Genomic DNA, 20,843 nt, shown 5'->3' with positions numbered 1-20,843 from the left:
ATAAACCGCCGTACCCCGCGTCCCACCAGTAGCCAGGAGCCGTCCGAGTCTCCCACCCCCCAGCCGGGCGGCTCCTGGCCCCAACGGGTTATCCACAACCTGCAGCAACTGACATCACACTCCGCACCCACGCTCAGTTACGATCGAGCCCGACTACGGAGAGGTGACACCAGTGACTACCCGCAACAGGCCACAGCTCCTGATCCTGGCCTGCTTGGGCACAGCTCTACTCCTCCCAGCGTGCTCGTCCGGCAGCCCCGAAGCCGGCCGCCCCAACACCGCACCTCCGTCGGCGAGCAACACCGGATCCTCGGAGCCTTCCCAGCCACCGTCGAGCACGGGATCCGTTTCCGTGCCTCCCACCCGCCCAGCACCCGCGGCCGGGGCGACGCTCGCTGCCGGCGAGGCGTTTCTGAAGTACTACGTCGACTTGCTCAACTACGCCTACACGACCGGCGATCCGGAACCATTCCTTACTCAAAGCGACAAGGACTGCGAAGGCTGCCAGGGGTTGGCTGATTACGTTCGGAAGATCAACGGCAAAAATGGTGGCCTGAGAGGCGACTACAAGAACACGCTGCTTGATCTGAATGAGATCTCTCGCAGCGAGGACGGGCACCTCAGAGGGACAGCCGCAATCAAGTCAGGAACGTACGAAGAAGTCGCAACCCCGGGTGCTTCACCCCTGCAGCAGGCGGGTCGGACTGGAACGATGGAGTTCGCCCTGTCTCCCAGTCCGTCGTCCGACTGGATCATGTTCGAAATGGCGCTCAGAGAATGACCGTCAGCCGACAGATTCGACGCTTTAGAGCGCTCCTTGTCGCTTCGACCATCGTCGGTTCGGTCGTTGTCGCGGCTTCCAACGCGTCGGCACACATTGCGGAGGAGCGAGGAAGCTCGCTCCTGCCTCAAGCTCCAGAGACCCCCAAGCCGTCCCCGAAACCGACGACCCAGACCGAGGCGCAGCTGCAAAGCTGGGGAGCGACGATCAAGTCGAAGGGGCAGAGCAGCCGTTTGGGCAAGAAGGGCAGCAACCCCAACCCGACTCCCAAGAACGCATCTACGAAGAAGTCATCTCCTCCTCCAAGGCTTCGGAACCTCATGCAGGATCGAAGGGTCCGGCGACAGCCGTTCAGGCTCAACATCGGGATCTGCGGGAGGATGGCGCCGGACGGAACTGTGCCAGGTCCAACTTGGTGTCAGCCGCAGTGGCCCACGCAGGCGGTTGAACCAACGACGGGGCCGACGGCACCTGTGGTTCAGCGGCCGCGGCCGCAGGACGTTTCGTGGGAGCAGGTGTTGAGCGAGTCCAAGGACGTCGTATTTCCAGGGCTGCACGTCAAGGTGCAGCCGGCGGGGCGGACGTTGGTGAATCTGGACACGATCGTTTATACGGAGGACAGCAAGGTTTCCACGACCACGGTCACGTTGCTGGGGTTTCCGGTGGTGGTTGAGGCTACGGCGATGAGCTATCGGTGGAGCTTTGGTGATGGGCCGACAGTGACTACTACCTCGCCTGGGAAGCCGTATCCGGCCAAGGAGATCACGCATAAGTACATGAAGCGTGGTGGGGTCAAAGTATCGCTGACCACTAATTACTCGGCTCGGTTCAACGTTGCTGGGACTGGGTGGCAGTACATCGCCGGGACGGTGCCGATCACTGGGCCTGCTACGCCGCTCCAAGTGCGGGAGGCAGTGCCTGTGTTGGTTGATCCGCCCCGATGAGCCCAACCTGCTGACAACGCCTCAGGCGTCTGGGTTGAGGGTGTTGCGGATGTGGGTGGTTATTCGGGTTCGGGCTGCTTGGGTTTCGCCGGGGAGGGCGAGGATGTTGGCGAAGCCGTGGATCATGCCGGGTTCGCAGATGTGGGTGACTTCGACGCCGGCGGCGGCCAGGCGAGCGGCGTACTCGTTGCCTTCGTCTCGTAGGGGGTCGAAGCCTGCGGTGACCACGTAGGCGGGGGCCAGGCCGGTCAGGTCTTCGGTGAAGATCGGGGAGACCAGTGGGTCGGACCGGATGGCGGGGTCCGGGGTGTAGTGGTCGCGGTACCAGATGATGTCTTCCTCGGTGAGGAAGAAGCCTTCGGCGAAGAGGTCTCGGCTGGGGCGGCGGCCGACGAGGTCGACGGCCGGGTAGATCAAGACCTGGAGAGCCGGCGCGGGGAGGCCGCGGAGTACGCACTGCTGGGCGACGATCGCGGAGAGGTTGCCGCCGCAACTGTCGCCGCCGACGCCCACCAGCGCGGGGTCGGCGCCCAGATCCTCTGCGTGCTCGACCGCCCACGAAAAGGCAGCGATCGCGTCCTCAGCTGCGACGGGCGCCTCGGCCTCGGGGGCCCGGCGGTAGTCGACCGCCAGGACTCGGATCCCTGCCTCCTCCGCCAGGTCGCGGCAGTAGGCGTCGTGGCTGTCCAGGTCGCCAACCACCCAGCCGCCACCGTGGAAGAACACCAACAGCCCGCCCCCGGACGTCGGAGCGGAGCGCGGCACGTAGAGACGGGCCCCCAACTGGCCGTCCGAGCCGCGGACAGTGAGTTCGGTCACCCGTAGGAGCTCCGGCGGCTGGCCGGCGACCAGCTTGGACATGGTCACCAGATTCGCCCGGGCTGTCTCGACCGACTGCTTCATTGCTCCCGGCAAGAAACCCTCGAGCCGGAGCAGGAGTTGCAGATCAGGGTCCAGGACGTTGCCGTCGATCTGGATCGGGGCTCCGGCCAGGCGGCGCCGGAGGCCGGCGGGCAGGGCCGTCACCGGCTTCAGGGCACTGCCCCGCACCGTCTCCAGGGCGGTTCGCAGCAGTGTGTCCACTCGTCGGTTCACAAGGAGTGACGCTAGCAACTGCAATCGGCTCGCCGTTGGGGCTACCTCCCGTTCACCTGGGGGTGGGATGCTGGTCAACGTGGCTGGAGACTTGTTGGCGTCGCACAACCGGGAGTACGACGTCGAGCCCCCGTACGACATCTCGGACGCCGGCGACCTTCCCGAGGACCGGTTCTCGGACCGCGAGCTGAGCTGGCTGGCCTTCAACCAGCGGGTGCTCGAGCTCGCCGAGAACGAGCGGGTCCCGCTGCTGGAGCGCGCCAAGTTCCTGGCCATCTTCGCCAGCAACCTGGATGAGTTCTTCATGGTCCGGATCGCGGGTCTGAAGCGGCGGATCGCGGCCGGCGTGGCCGTCCGGGCGGCCAGTGGGCTGCTGCCGCGCGAGGTGCTCGACCGCAGCCTGAGCCGCAGCCGCGAGCTGATGGACCGGCAGGCCGAGACCTGGCGCAAGGAGGTGCTCCCGGCGCTCGTCGAGGAGGGCATCGACATCCTCCGCTGGGACGAGCTGGACACCGCCGAGCGCGAGGAGATGTCGCAGTTCTTCAAGGACCGCGTCTTCCCGGTGCTGACCCCGCTGGCGGTCGACCCGTCGCACCCGTTCCCGTACATCTCCGGCCTGTCGCTCAACCTGGCCGTGGTGGTCCGCAATCCCGACACCGGCGGCGAGCACTTCGCCCGGGTGAAGGTGCCGCCGCTGCTGCAGCGGTTCGTCCAGGTCGCCGAGGGCCGGTTCGTGCCGCTCGAGGACGTCATCGCCGCGCACCTGGGCCAGCTCTTCCCCGGCATGGAGGTCACCCAGCACCACACCTTCCGGGTCACCCGCAACGAGGACCTCGAGGTCGAGGAGGACGACGCGGAGAACCTGCTCGCCGCGCTCGAGAAGGAGCTGCTGCGGCGCAAGTTCGGCCCGCCGGTCCGGCTCGAGGTGGAGGAGTCGATCGACCCGAAGGTCCGGGCGCTGCTGCTGTCCGAGCTGGGTGTCACCGAGGCCGAGGTGTTCGAGCTGCCGGGTCCGCTGGACCTGCGCGGGCTGTTCGCGATCGCCGCGCTGGACCGGGCGGAGCTGCAGTACCCCGGGTTCGTCCCGTCGACCCACCCGCACCTGGCCGAGGTGGAGACCTCCAACCCGGCCGACCTGTTCTACGCGCTCAAGCAGCGCGACGTCCTGGTGCACCATCCGTACGACTCGTTCTCGACGAGTGTCCAGCGGTTCATCGAGCAGGCCGCGGCCGATCCGCACGTGCTCGCGATCAAGCAGACGCTCTACCGGACCAGCGGTGACTCCCCGATCGTGGACGCGCTGATCGACGCGGCCGAGTCGGGCAAGCAGGTACTGGTCCTGGTCGAGATCCAGGCCCGCTTCGACGAGCAGGCGAACATCAAGTGGGCCCGCCAGCTCGAGCACGCCGGCTGCCACGTCGTTTACGGCGTGATCGGGCTGAAGACGCACTGCAAGCTGTCGATGGTGGTCCGCGAAGAGCCTGACGGCCTCAGGCGCTATGCCCACATCGGCACCGGCAACTACCACCCGAAGACCGCCCGGCTGTACGAGGACCTCGGCCTGCTCACCAGCGACAGGGTGGTCACCGAGGACATCGCGCACCTGTTCAACCACCTGTCCGGATTCGCCCGCCGCAGCGGGTACCGCCGCCTGCTGGTCGCCCCCCAGTCCGTACGGCGGGGCCTGGTCGAGCGGATCGACCGCGAGGTGGAGAACCACCTGGCGGGTCGTCCCGCGCGGGTCCGGATCAAGGTGAACAGCCTGGTCGACGAGGCTCTCTCGGACGCGTTGTACCGCGCCTCGCAGGCCGGCGTACAGGTGGAGCTGTGGATCCGCGGCATCTGCACCATCCGGCCGGGCATCCCCGGGTTGTCCGAGAACATCCGGGTCCGCAGCATCCTCGGACGGTTCCTCGAGCACAGCCGCGTGTTCTGGTTCGAGAACGGTGGTGAGCCCGAGGTGTGGATCGGGTCCGCCGACCTGATGCACCGCAACCTGGACCGCCGGGTCGAGGTGCTCGTCCAACTGAAGGAGCAGGACCACGTCACCGAACTGGGCGACCTGTTCGACCTCGGTTTCGACGAGGGCACCGGCTCCTGGTGGTTGCGCCCCGACGACACCTGGCAGGCCCGGTTGACCGGTCCGACCGGTGAGCCGCTGCACGATCTGCAGGAACGCCTGATCGCCACGCGTGGCCGCCGCCGCATCATGGATCCGATTACCTAGGGTTGATTCCATGAGCAACCCGGCGACGGTGATCGCCGCGGGTGGTGTCGTGTGGCGCGAGAGCCACGGCAGCCGGCAGGTCCTGCTGGTCCACCGCCCGCGATACGACGACTGGTCCCTGCCGAAGGGCAAGCTGAATCCGCGAGAGCACGTGCTGGTCGCCGCCCGGCGGGAGATCGAGGAGGAGACCGGCCAGCAGGTGATCCTCGGCCCATCGCTCGGCATCCAGCGGTACGACGTCCGTAAGAACGGCGGCACCGCGCCGAAACTGGTGCACTACTGGGCCGCCTCGCTCGCTGGTCCGGAGCAGGAGTTCGAGCCGAACGACGAGGTCGACAAGCTCGAGTGGCTCCCCGTCGACCAGGCCCAGGAGCGGCTCAGCTATCCCCGCGACGTCGACATCCTCAACTGCCTGGACGCGGTGCTTCCGGTCGAGTCGACTGTGGTCGTAGTCCGGCACGCGGCGGCGGTCAAGCGCAAGGAGTGGTCCGGCAAGGACATCGTCCGCCCCCTCACCGACGACGGAGCCGCCACGGCCGAGCGGCTGTCCGAAGTACTGGCCGCTCTCGGCGTCAACCGCCTCCACAGCAGCAACGCCGAGCGGTGTGTGCGCACTGTCACGCCGTACGCCGCGTCGATCGGGCGGCAGATCCACCTGCATCCGGAGATCTCCGAGCAAGGGTATGAGAAGGATCCGTCGGCGCTGGAGACGGTGGTCGCGAAGGCCTGGCGGCCGGGCAAGGTCACCTTGATCTGCTCGCACCGGCCGGTCCTCCCGGGCCTGGCGAAGGCACTCGGCCTGCCGGTCGGGAAGTACGCCACCGGCGCGTTCCTGGTCGCCCACCGCCTCGCCGACGGCCGGGTGATCCACGAGCGCTTCGGGGCACCCTGAATCGTCGCCGCCGCTGACCCGTCGTCACGGCGGTCCAACAGCCTGCGACCACACCCGCCTGAGGGTGAATCAATCCCACGTTCCGATAACAGCCGCATGCGCTGCCGGATGACCTGGATGCGTGCGGGTATGTTCCTACCGAAGCGTCCCACCGGGCGCGGGTCACGGAGAGGTTCGGGGCGCACCATGACGACGATGCGAGAACTGACTCTGATCGGGATCCGGATGGAGTCGCCCAACCGGGCGCCCGTGATGATGCTGCGCGAGACCGAGGGCTACCGCTACCTGCCGATCTCGATCGGCTCGGTCGAGGCGACCGCGATCGCCTACGAGGAGCAGGGCCTGCGTCCGTCCAGACCGCTCACCCACGACCTGATGCGCGACCTGATCGAGGCGTTCGGCGTCACCGTCGAGGCGGTCGAGATCGTCGAACTGCGCGACGCCGTCTTCTACGCCGAACTCGTGCTCGGCAACGGCGCCCGCGTCTCCGCCCGGCCGAGCGACTCGGTCGCCCTCGCAGTCCGCCTCGGTACGCCGATCCGCTGCACCGAGAAGGTCCTCCAGGAAGCCGGCGTGGCGACCCCCGAGGAGGAGCAGGCCGAGCTCGAACGCTTCCGCCAGTTCCTCGACGGCGTAGCCCCCGAAGACTTCTCCAGCTGACGGCACAAGCATGGCGTACTGCGGTGTGGCGGGCGTGGCAACGGGGACTCGGGCGTTCAGGTTGACTGTGCGCTTGGCCGATATCGGAACGTGACCCAACAGGCCTTTTATTCTACGCAGAGTCACGGGGCCTAACTCAGTTCACCTGTTGGCCTTCTGGCGGCACGCCAAGCGTCGCGATTGCTACCGGAACCGTTCACCGGTCGTTCACCCGCGACGGACCACCCGGTCACCTCGTCTCCCTAACGTCTGTGGAAGTTCAAGAAGTCTGATCCCCGCAGAAGGGCAACACTCTCGTGTCCGTCAATCGCCTGCTCCGCGTCGGCACCGTCGCCGTGGCATCCCTCGGCGTCCTCGCTCTGAGCGCCTGTGGCAGTGACCCGGAGCCGTCCGGCTCTTCGAGCCCCGGTGGCTCCTCCTCTTCCGCCGCCGGTGGCGACTGCCCGAAGGGCACCCTGAACGCCGAGGGTTCCTCTGCGCAGAAGAACGCCATCGAGGAAGTCATCAGCAAGTACAACGAGAAGTGCGCCGATGTCACGGTGAACTACAACCCGACCGGTTCTGGTGCGGGTATCAAGCAGTTCAACGCGAACCAGGTCGACTTCGCCGGCTCGGACTCCGCACTGAAGCCCGACGAGGCCACCGCCGCCGAGAAGCGGTGCGCGGGCAACCCGGCCGTGAACCTGCCGATGGTGATCGGCCCGGTCGCGATCGCCTACAACGTCGACGGCCTCGACAAGCTGGTCCTGGACGGCCCGACCGCCGCCAAGATCTTCCAGGGCACCATCAAGACCTGGAACGCGCCGGAGATCGCCAAGATCAACCCGGGCGTGACGCTGCCGTCGGCCCCGATCGCGGTCTTCTTCCGCTCCGACGAGTCGGGCACCACGGAGAACTTCGCCAAGTACCTCGCCGCCGCCGGTGGCGGTGCGTGGAAGGGTGAGCCGGCCAAGAAGTGGACCGGCACGGGCGCCGGCAAGGAGAAGTCCGCCGGTGTCGCCGAAGGCGTGAAGAGCACCAAGAACTCGATCACCTACGTCGAGTGGAGCTACGCCGTCGACAACAAGCTGGGCGTCGCCCAGATCGACACGGGCGCCGGCGCGGTGGAGCTGTCCGCCGAGTCCGCCGGTAAGGCGCTGGCCGCGGCCAAGCCGGCCGGCACGGGCAGCGACCTCGCCCTGAAGCTGGACTACGCGACCAAGGAAGCGGGCGCCTACCCGATCATCCTGGTCACCTACGAGATCGCCTGCACCAAGGGTCTGCCCGCCGAGAAGACCGCTCTGGTCAAGAGCTTCCTGAGCTACTTCGCCAGCGCTGACGGCCAGTCCTCGCTGACCGACCTGAAGTACGCGCCGCTTCCCGAAGAGACCCGGACCAAGGTCGACGCCGCCATCCAGGCGATCAGCTGACCTCGACCGGCACGACGTAGTACAGCGAAACTGTGAGCCCCGGTCGTTCCTTACAACGGACGGCCGGGGCTTCGGTTCGCCAGCACGACACCCCGCATCGACCAGGCGCTTGGAGCAGCATCGATGAGTAGTAGAGACGGCGCGGCCCCGCCCGACCGGCCGACCGACCGCACCCCCGGGCCCAAGATGAACCTCGGACCGGTCGGGCATCTCGGAGACCGGCTGTTCGCCGGCCTGGCCCGCGGATCCGGCGGCCTGGTCGTCGCGATCGTGGCCTTCGTCGGCATCTTCCTGCTCGCGCTGGCGATTCCCGCGCTGGCCGACAACAACAGCAGCTTCCTGTTCTCCCGGATCTGGGAGCCGGGCGGCGACAACCCGCGGTTCGGCATCGCCGCCCTCTTCTACACGACGCTGATCAGCTCGATCATCGCGATGGTGATCGCGGTCCCGATCGCTGTCGGCGTCGCGCTGTTCACCACCTACTACTCGCCCAAGCGGCTCGCCGCGCCGGTCTCGCACGCGATCGACCTGCTGGCGGCGGTCCCCTCGATCATCTACGGCCTGTGGGGCATCCTCTTCTTCGCCCCGATCCTGCGCCCGGTGATCAACGGCCTGGCCTCCGCGCTCGGCTGGATCCCGATCTTCGAGAAGCCGGCCACCGACAACCTCGGCGTCGTGTTCACCGCCTCGGTCGTGCTGGCGATCATGATCCTGCCGGTCGTCACCGCGATCAGCCGGGAGATCTTCGCGCAGACACCGGTCGCGCACCGCGAGGGCGCGCTGGCGCTCGGCGCGACCCGCTGGGAGATGATCCGGATGGCGGTGCTGCCTTACGGCCGCTCCGGCGTCGTCAGCGCCTCGATGCTCGGCCTCGGCCGTGCCCTCGGTGAGACCGTCGCCGTGCTGATCATCCTGTCGGTGCCGAACGGCAACGACCCGTGGAACTCGTCCATCTTCGCCGGCGGCGAGACCTTCGCCTCCAAGATCGCGAACAACGCCGCCGAGTTCGACTCCCCGGAGAAGACCGGCGCGTACATCGCGGCCGGCCTGGTCCTGTTCGTGGTGACCTTCCTGGTCAACTCCGCCGCCCGCATCATCGTCGCGCGCAGCGGCCCGGGCGGTAAGCGCCCGCGCAAGAACCGCCGTATCGGCGACAAGGCAGCGCAGACCGAAGGAGCCACCCCGTGACCACCATGGCCGCGAACCGTCCGGCGTACGACGGCAAGACGCTCGACCTGACCGGCAAGTCCGGCGCCCGCGCGTTCCGGAACACGCTGGCCACCGTGCTGATCGTGCTGTGCTTCCTGATCGCCCTGATCCCGCTGGTGTGGATCCTCTGGACCGTGATCAGCAAGGGCTACAGCCTGCTGCTGGACGCGAACTGGTGGACCCAGTCGCAACGCGGGATCACCGTACGGCGGGTCGGCGGCGGCGCGTACCACGCGATCATGGGCACGCTGATCATGTCCCTGATCTGCGCGGCGATCGCGGTGCCGATCGCCATCATGGGCGCCGTCTACCTGGTCGAGTACGGCAAGGGCACCAAGGCCGCCAAGGTGGTCAGCTTCATGATCGACATCCTCACCGGTGTCCCCTCGATCGTCGCGGCGCTGTTCATCTACGCCGTCTGGATCACGGTGCTCGGGTTCAACCGGGTCGGGTTCGCGGTGTCGCTGTCCCTGGTGCTGCTGATGCTGCCGGTCGTGCTGCGCTCCACCGAGGAGATGCTGAAGCTGGTCCCCGACGAGTTGCGCGAAGCGTCGTACGCGCTCGGGGTGCCGAAGTGGAAGACGATCCTCAAGGTGGTCGTGCCGACGGCCTTCGGCGGCATCATCACCGGCGTCATGCTCGGCCTGGCCCGGGTGATGGGCGAGACCGCGCCGCTGCTGATCCTGGTCGGCTACTCCAAGAACATCAACCTGAACCCGTTCGAGGGGTTCATGGGCGCGCTGCCGACGATGATCAACCAGGACCGCACCGAGCTCGCGCTGGAGCCGGCCGCGGACCGGGTCTGGGCGGCGGCACTGACCCTGATCCTGCTTGTCCTGCTGCTCAATCTGCTGGCCCGCCTGATCGCGCGGTTCAGCACCATCAAGTCCAAATAGTCGAGAGGTTCTGAGTCGATATGGCTAAGCGCATCGAGGTCAGCGGCCTCAACGTCTACTACGGCGACTTCAAGGCCGTCGAGGATGTGTCGATGACGATCGAGCCCCGCTCGGTCACCGCGTTCATCGGCCCGTCCGGCTGCGGCAAGTCCACCTACCTGCGCACCCTGAACCGGATGCACGAGGTGATCCCCGGCGCCCGGGTCGAGGGCAAGGTCGTGCTCGACGATCAGGACCTGTACGCGCCGGGCATCGACCCGGTCGCGGTCCGCCGAGTGGTCGGCATGGTGTTCCAGCGGCCGAACCCGTTCCCGACCATGTCGATCTTCGACAACGTCGCATCCGGCCTGAAGCTGAACGGGGTCAGGGAGAAGAAGAAGCTGACCGAGGTGGTCGAGCGGTCGCTGCACGGCGCCAACCTGTGGAACGAGGTGAAGGACCGCCTCGACAAGCCCGGCGCCGGCCTGTCCGGTGGCCAGCAGCAACGTCTCTGCATCGCCCGGGCGATCGCGGTCGAGCCCGAGGTGATCCTGATGGACGAGCCCTGCTCGGCCCTGGACCCGATCTCCACGCTGGCGATCGAGGACCTGATCGAGAAGCTGAAGGACCGGTTCACCGTCGTCATCGTGACCCATAACATGCAGCAGGCGGCCCGCGTCTCCGACCAGACCGCCTTCTTCAACCTCGCGGCCACCGGCAAGCCCGGCCGGCTGATCGAGATGGGCCCGACCAAGCAGATCTTCTCGAACCCGAACGAGAAGGCCACCGAGGACTACATCACCGGCCGCTTCGGCTGATCCAGCACTCCATCACCGCGCCGGGGTCCCGTGTCCGTTACACGGGACCCCGGCGCGTGCCGCGTGACCGGAGGACCGTTGGAAAGATAGCCTTCGGTGATTCCTCGACGTTCTCAGAAGGGACCGTGGTGAGCACTCCGACGCCTCCGGGCGATGACCCGAACGACCCGAACCGGCCCCAGGACACGCCGGGCGAGCCGGGCCAGTCTGGCGAGCGGCAGCCCGGTCAACCCGGCCAGTACGGCCAACCCGGCCAGTACGGCGAGCAGCCGGTGCAGCCTGGTCAGTACGGCCAGCAGCCGGGCCAGCCTGGGCAGTACGGCGGCCAGCAGGATCCGTACACCAACCCCGGCCAGTACGGGCAGCCTGGTCAGCCCGGGCAGTACCCGGGTCAGCCCGGCCAGTACGGGCAGCCTGGTCAGTACGGCCAACAGCCCGGCCAGTACGGACAGCCCGGGCAACCCGGCCAGTACGGGTCACAGCCAGGGCAGTACGGGCAGCAGCCCGGTCAACCGGGGCAATACGGTCAGCAACCCTACGGGGCGTCGGGCGGTTACCCGGGGCAGCCGGGCGCCTACCCGGGTCAGCCCGGCGGCTACGGCTACGGCAATGCACAGGTTCCACAGAACAGCACCCCGATGGTGCTCGCCATCATCGGCATCGTCTGCTGGTTCTGCTGCTCCCCGGCCGCGATCGGTCTGGGATTGTTTGCCCAGAGCAAGTTCCGGGAGCAGGGCCGGTCGGACACGCTGGCGAAGGTCGCCTGGATCGGCGGCATCGTCTTCCTCGTCCTGGGCATCGTCGGGTACGCCTCCGGACTCGCCAACGACATCAACTGACAGCCGTGCCTGCGGCGTCGCCCGTCAGTTCAGGTTGCGGGCGACGCCGTACACGAGCAGCAGCACGACCAGGACCTTGATCGACCAGTCGACGACCCGTGGGCTCAGCCGGATCCTCGGCAGCTTGACCCAGCGGATCCGTTCGAGGCCATAGGCAAGCAACTGGTAGCCGATGGCAACGCCGATCAGCGGCCCGAGCACCAGCACGACCGGGTTGAAGTGCCAGGCGGCGTCCAGATCGCCACGCAGCAAGGCCGCAGCCATCCGGGTCGATCCACAGAGTGGACAGTTCAGCCCGGTCGTCGCGTGCAGCAAGCAAGGTACGCCGAGGTGCCGGTCGCCGGAGAGCTGGTAGATCGCAGCAAGGCCGAACCCGCCGACGCCGACAGCGGCAAGTCCCAGTACGCGCCGATCGAGCGGCTCCACCGGACCGGTCGGGCGGAGGACGATACCTTCTGGCGTCAGGGTCACGCCTACCAAGGTAACCCCTGCACCAGGCAAGTTCATGGGATCCCCCGGCCGGCTGAACCGTCCGAGCACTAGCCTGCAAGCCACTCCTCACATGCTTCTAGAAGGGATCGTCGTGAGCACTCCGACGCCGCCGCCGGGTCACGGCCCGCAAGACTCGATCCAACCGGGTCAATACGGGCAGCCAGCGCAGTATGGGCAGCAGCCGGACCAGTACGGCCAGCAGCCCCCGCAGCCTGGTTACGGCCAGCCGAGCTACGACCAGCAGCCCTACGGTCAGCAGCCCGGACAACCCGGCCAGTACGCCCAGCCAGGCCAATACGGCCAGCCTGGCCAGTACGGCGCCCAGCAGCCCGCGCAGTACGGCCAGCCGGGCCAGTACGGCGGCCAGCAGCCGGGGCAGTACGGTCAGCAGCCCCAGCCGGGCTACGGGCAGCCGGCGTATGGCCAGCAGCCGTATGCGGCGTACGGGCAGCAGCCCTACGGTGGCTACGGTCAGGCGACCGGCAACCTCGCCACCTGGCCGGTCCGGGTGGGTGCGTTCCTGATCGACATCATCATCATCGGTCTGCCCAGCTCGATCGGTAACGCACTGGGCGACGACGGCACCGGCAGCATCCTGTCGCTCCTGCTCAGCCTCGTGTCCATCGGGCTGTGGGTCTACAACCGGGTCATCCTGCAGGGCAACACCGGCCAGAGCTGGGGCAAGAAGGCGCTGGGCCTGAAGCTGGTCTCGGCAGACACCGGTCAGCAGGTCGGCCCCGGCAAGGCCGCGCTGCGCGACATCACCCACATCCTGGACGGCCTGCCCTGCTACCTGGGCTACCTGTGGCCGCTGTGGGACGAGAAGAAGCAGACCTTCGCGGACAAGATCAACAACACGTACTCCATCAAGCTCTGACCTCTGGCGACACCCCCGCGACACCTCGGACGCCGTGGCCTCTCCAGGCCGCGGCGTCCGACACCGCCGACCCGGTCCGCGATACTCGTGCCCCACGGATCTGGAGCGCCCAGAAAGGATTCCAGTGACCACCCCTCCCCAAGGCCCGTACGACGGACCCCAGGACCAGCCCGGCCCGCACATCCCCGGCCAGCCCCCGCAGTACCCGACCCAGCCCGGTCAGTACAGCCAGCCAGGCCAGTACGGCCAGCCCGCGCAGTACGGTCAGCCCGCGCAGTTCCCGCCCGGGCAGCCGGGACAGCTCCCGCCGGGACAGCCAGGGCAGCCTGGCCAGCTTCCGCCCGGGCAGCCGGGGAGCTTCGGCGTGCAGCCGAACAACCCGACCCAGCAGGGCTACGCCCCCTACAGTCCGCAGGGCGGCTTCGGCTACGGCTATGCACCGCCCGGCCAGCTGGCCAGCTGGCCTATCCGGGTGGGTGCCTCTCTCCTCGACTCCGTGCTCCCGATGGTTCCGATCGGCATCGGCCTGATCGCAGGCGTGGCGCTCTCCAGCGGGTCGACCTCCGACGGGCGCAATAGCGCCGGCGGTGCCGTGATCGGTCTCAGCTACCTGCTCGCCGTATTGATCGCGTTCTGGAACCGGGTGATCAGACAGGGCAGGACCGGGCAGTCGTTCGGCAAGAAGGTCACCGGGCTCAAGATCGTCTCCGAGTCCACCGGCGCGACAATCGGCATCGGCCGCACGTTCGGGCGCGAGGTCTGCTCCATCATCTTCAGCTACCTCTGCTTCCTGAACGCGCTCTGGCCGCTCTGGGACCAGAAGCAGCAGACCTGGCACGACAAGGTCGTCTCCAACCTCGTCATCAGGCTTTAGCGAAGCCCCGGGTCAGCGGGACAGCAGTAGGCCGGCGCAGGTGACGGACCAGAGCACGCTGGTGAAGGTGCCGATGATGAAGCGTTCCGCCACCGCCTGGGGCGTCACAGCCGCCGGCTGATCAGGACTGCGCAACTCCGGGTATCTGGCGAGTCCCTTGATCGCCAGCACGACCGCTACGCCCTCAGGCCACCCGGCCACGATCGACGCGAAGATCGCCATCCGCTCGAGCGAACCGATCAAGGCACCGCCCCGCAGTACCTCACCGGCCTGCTGGGTCGACTGCGACCGGGTGTTCCCGCGGTCCACCAACGCGAGCACAGACGTCGTCAGCGGGCCGCCACCCGCCACCGCGAAGGCACCCGCCATCAGCAGCAGGATGTTCCACCAGGCCTCGCGCCAGCCCGCGACACCGTCACCTGCCAGCAGCAGGATGCCGACGGCGAAGAGGCAGGCCAGCATCAACCCGCTGACCACGATCTGTTGAGTGGACCCGGACCTCGGCAGCCACGCCAGGACGGCGAGGATCAGCCCGGCCGCTGTCAACGACAGGACGATTGCCGTCATGCAGCCGCCGACTCTAGGAGCTCGGCAGCGAGCACGCGGCCACGCTGTTCCTCCACGACCCCGGCCGCCTGGGCCCGCTGGGTCACCGCGGACTGGCTGATGCCGAGCTTCACGCCGATCTCGCGCCGGCTGAGACCTTCGCCCAGGAGATCCGCCACCGCCCAGCCGCGCTCGCTTCGGCGTCGCAGTACGGACGCCATCAGCCACAGCACGGTCTCGACCTGCTCGGCCCCGCGCGCGTTCTGCCCGATCACGTTGATGTGGTGCGGACTCGACTTGGCCCGGTTGACCGCCTCCCGCGCGGCGACGAACGCCTCGCCGCTGCCTGCCCTGGTACTGCGGGGCAGTGGCTCGGCGACGTCGCCGATGCCGAGCCCGATGTACCATCTGTCCATCCGGAGCAGCTGGACGATCACGTCGATGGTGGCGCGCGCGTCGGACAGCACGCCCTGCACCTCGTCGCCGGCCGTACGCTCGAACCTGCGCAGCAGCCCGGTGCGTCGCGGCCGCCGGTTGAGCGAATTCAGTAGCTCGGGTACGAGATCGGTCATGCTCCGGCTGCCCCGCTGATCTACTGTGAGAACGAAGACCATCGCGCTGCACCTCCTTCCCAGAGCATGATTAAGGCTACAGTCTTATTCACGTAGAGTGAAGGAAAAAACCTGAACCGGTTCGCTCGATCACGGAGGGTGATCGTCTCGTCGCGACGCCGTTCCCCCAATTCTCCGCTGATTCCGGCCCATCCCGCGCCCCGACTCACCGGTCTTCTTCACACGGAGTCAGGACGTTTCGGGCCTCTACAGCGCTGAACCGAGCGATCCAGGAATCCCGCTCAGAGGTAGTCGAAGAAGCGGATCCACCAGTCGGGCGCCTGGTCGGGCGGGTAGCGCGAGGCCAGGTCGCTGATGCCGTCGTACGGGCGGGTCAGCAGTTCCTCGGGGATCACGAGATAGCCGAGTGCGGCCAGAATGCCTTGTATGGCTTGCAGATCCGCGCTATCGGCAGCGTGGTCGGCCAGCGCTTCGGCCAGATCGAGGTAGGCGCCAGGGTTCTCGGCGGAGACCACCGTCATCGGGCCGAAGTTGCTCACCGAGACGACGAGTTGCGCGCGTCCGCGGACCGCCTCGACCGGGATCTCGATCCGGCCGTGCAGGCTGGCGTCCTCGATCTGACGATCGGCCCGGCAGCTGGTGCCGAACTCGGCATCCAGTCGTTCCACCAGGACATCGAAGGCGGCCCGGGCCGCGGCATGGTCGTACCCGGTCGGACGCTCGAGGCCGCCGGCCTCGTCGTACCGATGCAGCGCCGCGCGGAGGTCGTCTTCCATGCGCCCATCATCAGGCACGATATGACGGGCTAGTTCGTTGGCAGAGGCGGCTGCGGGTTCTCGCACAGGAACGGTGCGCGCTGTCCGCCGGAGTGGTAGTGGTACTGCTTGCCGTCCGCTGTCAGCACGATCCGGCTTCCGTCCGTGAGGACCTGGGCGTAATGCATGCCAGGCTCGGGGCAACCGAGCGCTGAATCTCGCCAGGTGACTTCCTCGGAGCTGACCACCGTGATCTCCTCCACGGAGAGGCCCAAGCGGTCGGCCAGATCGGACTTCGCCTGCTCCACGGGTCCTCCAGAAGGCGTACTCGGGCTGGGTGGTTGGGTCGATGGGCTCACAGAGGACTCCTGTCCAGAAGGTGGATCCGCTTCAGCGCCACAGCCGACGAGCAGCAACGCGACACCGACGAATCCGACGGCAACAAGGCGCACAGCGGATCACCTACCTCTCATCGTAGAGACGGCGAACAGGCCGAGGCGGTTGTCCACCCCGGCCGGTCCGCCTGATTTTCGTCAGGCCGGGGTGACCGGCAGATAGACCTGCGAGTTGTTGGCCTTGAAGGTGTCGGACATCTCCGCGAAGCCCGCCTCGATCGCCTCGGCCGAGTCGAGGCCGTTCTCCTCCGCGTACTTGCGGATGTCGGCGGTGATCCGCATCGAGCAGAACTTCGGCCCGCACATCGAGCAGAAGTGTGCCGTCTTGGCGGGTTCGGCCGGCAGCGTCTCGTCGTGGAAGGACCGGGCCGTGTCCGGATCCAGCGACAGGTTGAACTGGTCCTCCCAGCGGAACTCGAACCGCGCCCGCGACAACGCGTCGTCCCGGTCCTGCGCGCCCGGATGACCCTTGGCCAGATCGGCCGCGTGGGCGGCGATCTTGTAGGTGATCACCCCGGTCTTCACGTCGTCGCGGTCCGGCAGCCCGAGGTGTTCCTTGGGCGTCACGTAGCAGAGCATCGCCGTACCGAGCCAGCCGATCTGGGCGGCGCCGATCGCGCTGGTGATGTGGTCGTAGGCCGGCGCCACATCAGTTGCCAACGGCCCCAAGGTGTAGAACGGCGCCTCGCCGCAGAGCTCCTCCTCGAGCCGCACGTTCTCGGCGATCTTGTGCATCGGGACGTGCCCGGGTCCCTCGATCATCACCTGGACGTCGTGCTCCCCAGGCGATCCTGGTCAGCTCCCCCAGCGTGCGGAGCTCGGCGAACTGGGCCGTGTCGTTCGCGTCGGCGATGCAGCCGGGACGAAGCCCGTCGCCCAGGGAGAACGTCACGTCGTACCGACGAAGGATCTCGCAGAGCTCGGCGAAATGCGTGTACAGGAAGGATTCCTGGTGGTGCGCGAGGCACCAGGCGGCCATGATCGAGCCGCCGCGGGAGACGATGCCGGTGATCCGCTGGGCGGTCAGCGGCACGTACCGCAGCAGCACACCCGCGTGCACGGTCATGTAGTCCACGCCCTGCTCGCACTGCTCGATCACCGTGTCGCGGTAGACCTCCCAGGACAGCTCGGTCGGGTCGCCCTTCACCTTCTCGAGCGCCTGGTAGAGCGGAACGGTACCGATCGGCACCGGCGAGTTCCGCAGGATCCACTCGCGGGTCTCGTGGATGTTCTTGCCGGTGGACAGGTCCATCACGGTGCCCGCGCCCCAGCGGGTGGCCCAGACGAGCTTCTCCACCTCTTCCTCGACGGAACTGCTGACGGCCGAGTTGCCGATGTTCGCGTTCACCTTCACCAGGAACTTCTTCCCGATGATCATCGGCTCGGACTCCGGATGCCGGTGGTTCGCCGGGATCACCGCCCGGCCGCGAGCCACCTCGGCGCGGACGAACTCCGGATCCACGCCTTCCCGAGCGGCGACGTACCGCATCTCCTCGGTGATGGTGCCGGCTCGCGCATGGGCCAGCTGGGTCAACGGCTCCCGGCCGGCGACCCACTCCCGCCGTACCGCGGGCAGCCCCGCCTGTACGTCGATCTCGGCGGTCGCGTCCGTGTACGGACCGGAGGTGTCGTAGAGGTCGAAGTGCTCCCCGTTGGTGAGCTGCACCCGCCGCCGCGGAACCCTCAGCTCACCCGAGTAGATCTTCTCCGAGCCGGAGATCGGACCGGTGGTCACGGTGGGACGGACAGAGTTGTCGATAGTTGTCACGATGCTGCTCCCTACGCCGGAATTACCCGGACAGGTTCGGCGGTCGGCGGCGCCGGGTTCACCCAGCCGCCCTCTCAGCCCGCTACAGCGCGAGCTCCCGCGGTATCAACTTGTCGCCGGCAACCCTAACAACCATTGCGTACTGCGTACTGAATCCGCGCGTCGGCGGCAGCGCATGACCGATGGAGCGGCGAGGGTCACCTTTCGGGAGGGTGTGGCGGGTTGCCGGACCCGGTAGCGTCAGGTCATGCGCGACCTCCTGTACCCGCCGGTCATCGGCTTCGCCAAGACCGCCTTCAAGGTGCTCGACCTCAAGTTCACGATGTCGGGCACCGAGCACATCCCGCGGTCCGGGGGCGCGGTGCTCGCGCTGAACCACATCAGCTACGTCGACTTCGTGATCGGCGGGTTCGGCGCGCAGCCGAGCAAGCGGCTGGTGCGGTTCATGGCCAAGGAGGTGCTGTTCCGCAACCGGTACTCCGGTCCGCTGATGCGCGGCATGCACCACATCCCGGTGGACCGCGGCGCGGGCGCCGGCTCGTACCGCGAGGCGCTCCGCTACCTCAAAGAGGGCGAGATCGTCGGGGTGTTCCCGGAAGCCACCATCAGCCGGTCGTTCGAGCTGAAGGAGTTCAAGTCCGGCACCGTCCGGATGGCCGCCGCGACCGGCGTGCCGGTGATCCCGATGGTGCTGTGGGGCACCCAGCGGATGATGACCAAGGACCACCCGCGCGACTTCTCCCGGCACCAGAACGTCTCGATCAGCGTGGGCGAACCGCTTGAGGTGAGCCGGGGTGACGACGCCACCAAGGCGACCGACAAACTGCGGACCAGGATGGCCGGCCTGCTCGACGAGGCCATCCGCGCGTATCCCGAGCAGCCACCCGGCGCCTGGTGGCTGCCCTCGTCGTACGGGGGTGGCGCTCCGACACCCGAGGAGGCCGAGCGGCTCGACCAGGAGGAGCTGCGGAACCGGGCGGCTCGCCGCAAGGAGTAGCCCGGACCGCAAGGAATAGCACGGACACCGGTGGGAACCGGTCAGGCCGACAGAGCTGCCATCCGGACGAGGGCTTGACCGAGCGCGGCACCAGGAGTACCAAGATTCTTTGGTGTCGGAATGCAGGACCTGGGGGGTCCCCTCTCGACGCAGGCCGGCGGCAGTCGCCGTCACGGGCCGGCAGTCATCAGGTGGGGCGGGGGAACGAAGAACTTGTACGGATCTGACGAGGAGTTGCACCTCTTCGAGCCGGGAACGCTGACGATCCCGCGTGAGGTCGCAGAAGAGATCCCGGACGTCGGGGTGTACTTCCTGAACTGGTCGACCGAGTACCTGCGCCCCGACCAGGCGCGCCAGATCGAGTCCGCGGTGAACGGGAGACGCTGCCAGAACGGCTGGTTCCCGCTGGAGAGCCTGGACAGCTTCGGCAACCGCGGGTCCTGGCACGGCCCGCTCACCTACCTGGCCAAGATGACCGCGCGGGACCCGGCGATCGTCAAGGCCTGGGCCACGATCGACCTGCGGGGCGACCACAAGCTCCGGATCGAGGCGACCGCCAACCACCTCCTCTACAAGCAGGGCCACGCGGCCGCCGCCACCTGGGTGAAGGCGGTCCGCCCGCAGGCCACCCTGAGCCTGTCCTTGCTCGGCGACTCCCTGTACCGCAACTGGCAGGACTCCGTCAGCACGCTCCGCCCGAAAGACGTCGCCAAAGCCGTCCGCCGCTGGAACCGCTGACCCCCGTACTGCGTGCCGCCCACCGGCCCGGAGTACAGGCTGGGGCTAGTGGAACCGGGGAATGATCAGGCAGCGGGTTGTCATTCCAGGATCAGGTGAGCGATGCCGTAGACGCCGGCGGCGGCCAGGCCCGCGGCCGGGATCGTCAGGACCCACCCCACCACGATGTTCTGCGCCATACCCCAGCGGACCGCGGACAGCCGCTTGGTGGCGCCGGCGCCCATCACCGCGGAGGTGATCGTGTGGGTGGTGGAGACGGGTGCGTGCAATCCGATCGCCATCACGTAGAGCACGGTGGCGGCGACCGACTCCGAGGCGAAACCGCGGGCCGGGTCCAGGTGGATGATCCGGCGGCCCAGGGTCCGCATGATCCGCCAGCCGCCGGAGTAGGTGCCCAGCGAGATCGCGGTCGCCGCGGCGATCTTGACCCAGGTCGGGATGCCGTCGCCCGGGTCCACGTGACCGGTGGTGAGCAGGGCCAGGAAGATCACGCCCATCGTCTTCTGAGCGTCCTGCAGGCCGTGTCCCAGCGCCATCGCGGCCGCGGACAGCGACTGCGCCATCCGGAAGCCCCGGGTCGTCTTGCCCGGGTTGCGGTGCCGGAAGAGCCACAGGATCGCCGTCATCAGCCCGAACGCGCCGAGGAAGCCGATCGCGGGCGACAGGACCATCGGGATGACCACTTTGTCGAGGATGCCGGACCACAGCACCACGCTCGCGGAGGCGATCCCGGCGCCGACCAGACCGCCGATCAGGGCGTGCGAGGACGACGACGGCAGGCCGAAGTACCACGTGACCAGGTTCCAGGAGATGGCACCGACCAGCGCGGCGATCACGACCACCAGGCCGTGCCGGCCGTCGGGGATGTTGATGATGCCCTCGCCGATCGTCTCGGCGACCTCGGTGCCCAGGAAGGCGCCGACGAAGTTCATCACGGCCGCCATCACCAGCGCGACGCGCGGGGTCAGCGCCCGGGTCGAGACCGAGGTCGCGATGGCGTTCGCGGCGTCGTGGAAGCCGTTGGTGTAGTCGAACGCGAGCGCGATGACGACGACCGCGATGACGAGCGTGAACTCCACG

Annotated in this window: 24 protein-coding genes; 14 read left to right on the top strand and 10 right to left on the bottom strand. The window is 67.7% G+C overall.

The window, feature by feature from the left end; genetic code table 11:
• Positions 1-352 precede the first annotated feature (352 nt).
• Both ACFPJ1_RS32190 and ACFPJ1_RS32185 read left to right on the top strand, forming a co-directional pair.
• Positions 353-781 (top strand): DUF6318 family protein, encoded by a 429-nt coding sequence (locus tag ACFPJ1_RS32190; RefSeq protein ID WP_380109712.1) that lies wholly within the window; start codon positions 353-355, stop codon positions 779-781.
• A 518-nt stretch (positions 782-1,299) separates the two neighbouring features.
• A complete protein-coding gene (locus ACFPJ1_RS32185; RefSeq protein WP_380109711.1) occupies positions 1,300-1,725 on the top strand; it encodes a PKD domain-containing protein in 426 nt (141 codons plus the stop codon).
• Between the two features lie 21 nt (positions 1,726-1,746).
• Here ACFPJ1_RS32185 and ACFPJ1_RS32180 read toward each other — a convergent pair whose 3' ends face one another.
• Positions 1,747-2,820, bottom strand: a complete 1,074-nt coding sequence (locus ACFPJ1_RS32180; RefSeq protein WP_380109709.1) for an alpha/beta hydrolase — start codon at positions 2,818-2,820, stop codon at positions 1,747-1,749.
• A 67-nt stretch (positions 2,821-2,887) separates the two neighbouring features.
• Here ACFPJ1_RS32180 and ACFPJ1_RS32175 point away from each other — a divergent pair, with 67 nt between their 5' ends.
• From ACFPJ1_RS32175 to pstB, 7 genes are all read left to right on the top strand, one after another.
• Positions 2,888-5,047, top strand: a complete 2,160-nt coding sequence (locus tag ACFPJ1_RS32175; protein ID WP_380109706.1) for an RNA degradosome polyphosphate kinase — start codon at positions 2,888-2,890, stop codon at positions 5,045-5,047.
• A gap of 10 nt (positions 5,048-5,057) precedes the next feature.
• Positions 5,058-5,939: an NUDIX hydrolase gene (locus ACFPJ1_RS32170; RefSeq protein WP_380109703.1), complete on the top strand. Its 882-nt coding sequence runs from the start codon at positions 5,058-5,060 to the stop codon at positions 5,937-5,939.
• Positions 5,940-6,125: 186 nt separating this feature from the next.
• Positions 6,126-6,599: a bifunctional nuclease family protein gene (locus ACFPJ1_RS32165; RefSeq protein WP_132189110.1), complete on the top strand. Its 474-nt coding sequence runs from the start codon at positions 6,126-6,128 to the stop codon at positions 6,597-6,599.
• Between the two features lie 296 nt (positions 6,600-6,895).
• Complete coding sequence (gene pstS, locus ACFPJ1_RS32160) at positions 6,896-8,008, top strand: phosphate ABC transporter substrate-binding protein PstS (protein ID WP_380109701.1); 1,113 nt, start codon at positions 6,896-6,898, stop codon at positions 8,006-8,008.
• A 123-nt stretch (positions 8,009-8,131) separates the two neighbouring features.
• Entirely contained in the window at positions 8,132-9,196 is a 1,065-nt protein-coding gene (gene pstC, locus ACFPJ1_RS32155) for a phosphate ABC transporter permease subunit PstC (RefSeq protein ID WP_380109698.1), read from the top strand.
• A 5-nt stretch (positions 9,197-9,201) separates the two neighbouring features.
• Positions 9,202-10,113, top strand: coding sequence for a phosphate ABC transporter permease PstA (pstA, locus tag ACFPJ1_RS32150; RefSeq protein ID WP_380109791.1), 912 nt, complete (start codon positions 9,202-9,204; stop codon positions 10,111-10,113).
• Positions 10,114-10,133: 20 nt separating this feature from the next.
• Entirely contained in the window at positions 10,134-10,910 is a 777-nt protein-coding gene (gene pstB / locus ACFPJ1_RS32145) for a phosphate ABC transporter ATP-binding protein PstB (RefSeq protein ID WP_380109696.1), read from the top strand.
• A gap of 113 nt (positions 10,911-11,023) precedes the next feature.
• Here the strand turns inward: pstB and ACFPJ1_RS32140 are convergent, their stop codons facing one another.
• A complete protein-coding gene (locus ACFPJ1_RS32140; protein ID WP_380109694.1) occupies positions 11,024-11,371 on the bottom strand; it encodes a hypothetical protein in 348 nt (115 codons plus the stop codon).
• A gap of 177 nt (positions 11,372-11,548) precedes the next feature.
• On the opposite strand from ACFPJ1_RS32140, the gene ACFPJ1_RS32135 reads away from it, so the two are divergent.
• Positions 11,549-11,749 carry a hypothetical protein gene (locus tag ACFPJ1_RS32135; protein ID WP_380109693.1) on the top strand — a complete coding sequence of 67 codons (201 nt, stop codon included), beginning with the start codon at positions 11,549-11,551 and terminating at the stop codon, positions 11,747-11,749.
• Between the two features lie 24 nt (positions 11,750-11,773).
• On the opposite strand, the gene ACFPJ1_RS32130 is transcribed toward ACFPJ1_RS32135, so the two are convergent.
• Positions 11,774-12,220 (bottom strand): DUF2752 domain-containing protein, encoded by a 447-nt coding sequence (locus ACFPJ1_RS32130; protein WP_380109691.1) that lies wholly within the window; start codon positions 12,218-12,220, stop codon positions 11,774-11,776.
• Positions 12,221-12,332: 112 nt separating this feature from the next.
• Between ACFPJ1_RS32130 and ACFPJ1_RS32125 the strand changes: the two genes are divergently transcribed.
• Both ACFPJ1_RS32125 and ACFPJ1_RS32120 read left to right on the top strand, forming a co-directional pair.
• Positions 12,333-13,118, top strand: coding sequence for an RDD family protein (locus ACFPJ1_RS32125; RefSeq protein ID WP_380109689.1), 786 nt, complete (start codon positions 12,333-12,335; stop codon positions 13,116-13,118).
• Between the two features lie 124 nt (positions 13,119-13,242).
• Positions 13,243-13,992: an RDD family protein gene (locus ACFPJ1_RS32120; protein ID WP_380109686.1), complete on the top strand. Its 750-nt coding sequence runs from the start codon at positions 13,243-13,245 to the stop codon at positions 13,990-13,992.
• Positions 13,993-14,004: 12 nt separating this feature from the next.
• Here the strand turns inward: ACFPJ1_RS32120 and ACFPJ1_RS32115 are convergent, their stop codons facing one another.
• From ACFPJ1_RS32115 to ACFPJ1_RS43360, 6 genes are all read right to left on the bottom strand, one after another.
• Positions 14,005-14,559, bottom strand: coding sequence for a hypothetical protein (locus ACFPJ1_RS32115; protein WP_380109685.1), 555 nt, complete (start codon positions 14,557-14,559; stop codon positions 14,005-14,007).
• Positions 14,556-15,110: a transposase gene (locus ACFPJ1_RS32110; protein WP_380109684.1), complete on the bottom strand. Its 555-nt coding sequence runs from the start codon at positions 15,108-15,110 to the stop codon at positions 14,556-14,558. Before ACFPJ1_RS32110 ends, ACFPJ1_RS32115 begins: the two co-directional genes overlap by 4 nt.
• Before the next feature lie 281 nt (positions 15,111-15,391).
• Entirely contained in the window at positions 15,392-15,886 is a 495-nt protein-coding gene (locus ACFPJ1_RS32105) for a hypothetical protein (protein ID WP_380109683.1), read from the bottom strand.
• A 29-nt stretch (positions 15,887-15,915) separates the two neighbouring features.
• Entirely contained in the window at positions 15,916-16,173 is a 258-nt protein-coding gene (locus ACFPJ1_RS32100) for a hypothetical protein (protein WP_380109681.1), read from the bottom strand.
• A 225-nt stretch (positions 16,174-16,398) separates the two neighbouring features.
• A complete protein-coding gene (locus ACFPJ1_RS43365; protein WP_465261091.1) occupies positions 16,399-16,995 on the bottom strand; it encodes a phosphomethylpyrimidine synthase ThiC in 597 nt (198 codons plus the stop codon).
• A complete protein-coding gene (locus ACFPJ1_RS43360; protein ID WP_465261090.1) occupies positions 16,910-18,028 on the bottom strand; it encodes a phosphomethylpyrimidine synthase ThiC in 1,119 nt (372 codons plus the stop codon). The genes ACFPJ1_RS43365 and ACFPJ1_RS43360 overlap by 86 nt, the downstream gene beginning before the upstream one ends.
• Positions 18,029-18,275: 247 nt before the next feature.
• Between ACFPJ1_RS43360 and ACFPJ1_RS32090 the strand changes: the two genes are divergently transcribed.
• Both ACFPJ1_RS32090 and ACFPJ1_RS32085 read left to right on the top strand, forming a co-directional pair.
• A complete protein-coding gene (locus tag ACFPJ1_RS32090; RefSeq protein ID WP_380109679.1) occupies positions 18,276-19,025 on the top strand; it encodes a lysophospholipid acyltransferase family protein in 750 nt (249 codons plus the stop codon).
• A 213-nt stretch (positions 19,026-19,238) separates the two neighbouring features.
• Complete coding sequence (locus ACFPJ1_RS32085; RefSeq protein ID WP_380109678.1) at positions 19,239-19,763, top strand: hypothetical protein; 525 nt, start codon at positions 19,239-19,241, stop codon at positions 19,761-19,763.
• Positions 19,764-19,843: 80 nt separating this feature from the next.
• On the opposite strand, the gene ACFPJ1_RS32080 is transcribed toward ACFPJ1_RS32085, so the two are convergent.
• Positions 19,844-20,842 carry an inorganic phosphate transporter gene (locus ACFPJ1_RS32080; RefSeq protein ID WP_380109677.1) on the bottom strand — a complete coding sequence of 333 codons (999 nt, stop codon included), beginning with the start codon at positions 20,840-20,842 and terminating at the stop codon, positions 19,844-19,846.
• Position 20,843: the final 1 nt, after the last annotated feature.

It is taken from the genome of Kribbella qitaiheensis (genome assembly GCF_042657745.1).
Lineage (GTDB): Bacteria > Actinomycetota > Actinomycetes > Propionibacteriales > Kribbellaceae > Kribbella > Kribbella qitaiheensis.
Note: the sequence above shows the minus strand (reverse complement) of the source record. Positions and strands in the feature narration are given on the sequence as shown.

What these genes read in the sequence shown, in the direction of transcription:
- ACFPJ1_RS32175 (WP_380109706.1), top strand. Translation starts at nt 2,888, where the DNA reads ATGCTGGTCAACGTGGCTGGAGACTTGTTGGCGTCGCACAACCGGGAG.
- ACFPJ1_RS32170 (WP_380109703.1), top strand. Translation starts at nt 5,058, where the DNA reads ATGAGCAACCCGGCGACGGTGATCGCCGCGGGTGGTGTCGTGTGGCGC.
- ACFPJ1_RS32090 (WP_380109679.1), top strand. Translation starts at nt 18,276, where the DNA reads ATGCGCGACCTCCTGTACCCGCCGGTCATCGGCTTCGCCAAGACCGCC.
- ACFPJ1_RS43365 (WP_465261091.1), bottom strand. Translation starts at nt 16,995, where the DNA reads ATGCACAAGATCGCCGAGAACGTGCGGCTCGAGGAGGAGCTCTGCGGC.
- ACFPJ1_RS32115 (WP_380109685.1), bottom strand. Translation starts at nt 14,559, where the DNA reads ATGACGGCAATCGTCCTGTCGTTGACAGCGGCCGGGCTGATCCTCGCC.
- ACFPJ1_RS32165 (WP_132189110.1), top strand. Translation starts at nt 6,126, where the DNA reads ATGACGACGATGCGAGAACTGACTCTGATCGGGATCCGGATGGAGTCG.
- ACFPJ1_RS32135 (WP_380109693.1), top strand. Translation starts at nt 11,549, where the DNA reads ATGGTGCTCGCCATCATCGGCATCGTCTGCTGGTTCTGCTGCTCCCCG.
- pstA (WP_380109791.1), top strand. Translation starts at nt 9,202, where the DNA reads ATGGCCGCGAACCGTCCGGCGTACGACGGCAAGACGCTCGACCTGACC.
- ACFPJ1_RS32105 (WP_380109683.1), bottom strand. Translation starts at nt 15,886, where the DNA reads ATGGAAGACGACCTCCGCGCGGCGCTGCATCGGTACGACGAGGCCGGC.
- ACFPJ1_RS32110 (WP_380109684.1), bottom strand. Translation starts at nt 15,110, where the DNA reads ATGACCGATCTCGTACCCGAGCTACTGAATTCGCTCAACCGGCGGCCG.
- pstC (WP_380109698.1), top strand. Translation starts at nt 8,132, where the DNA reads ATGAGTAGTAGAGACGGCGCGGCCCCGCCCGACCGGCCGACCGACCGC.
- pstB (WP_380109696.1), top strand. Translation starts at nt 10,134, where the DNA reads ATGGCTAAGCGCATCGAGGTCAGCGGCCTCAACGTCTACTACGGCGAC.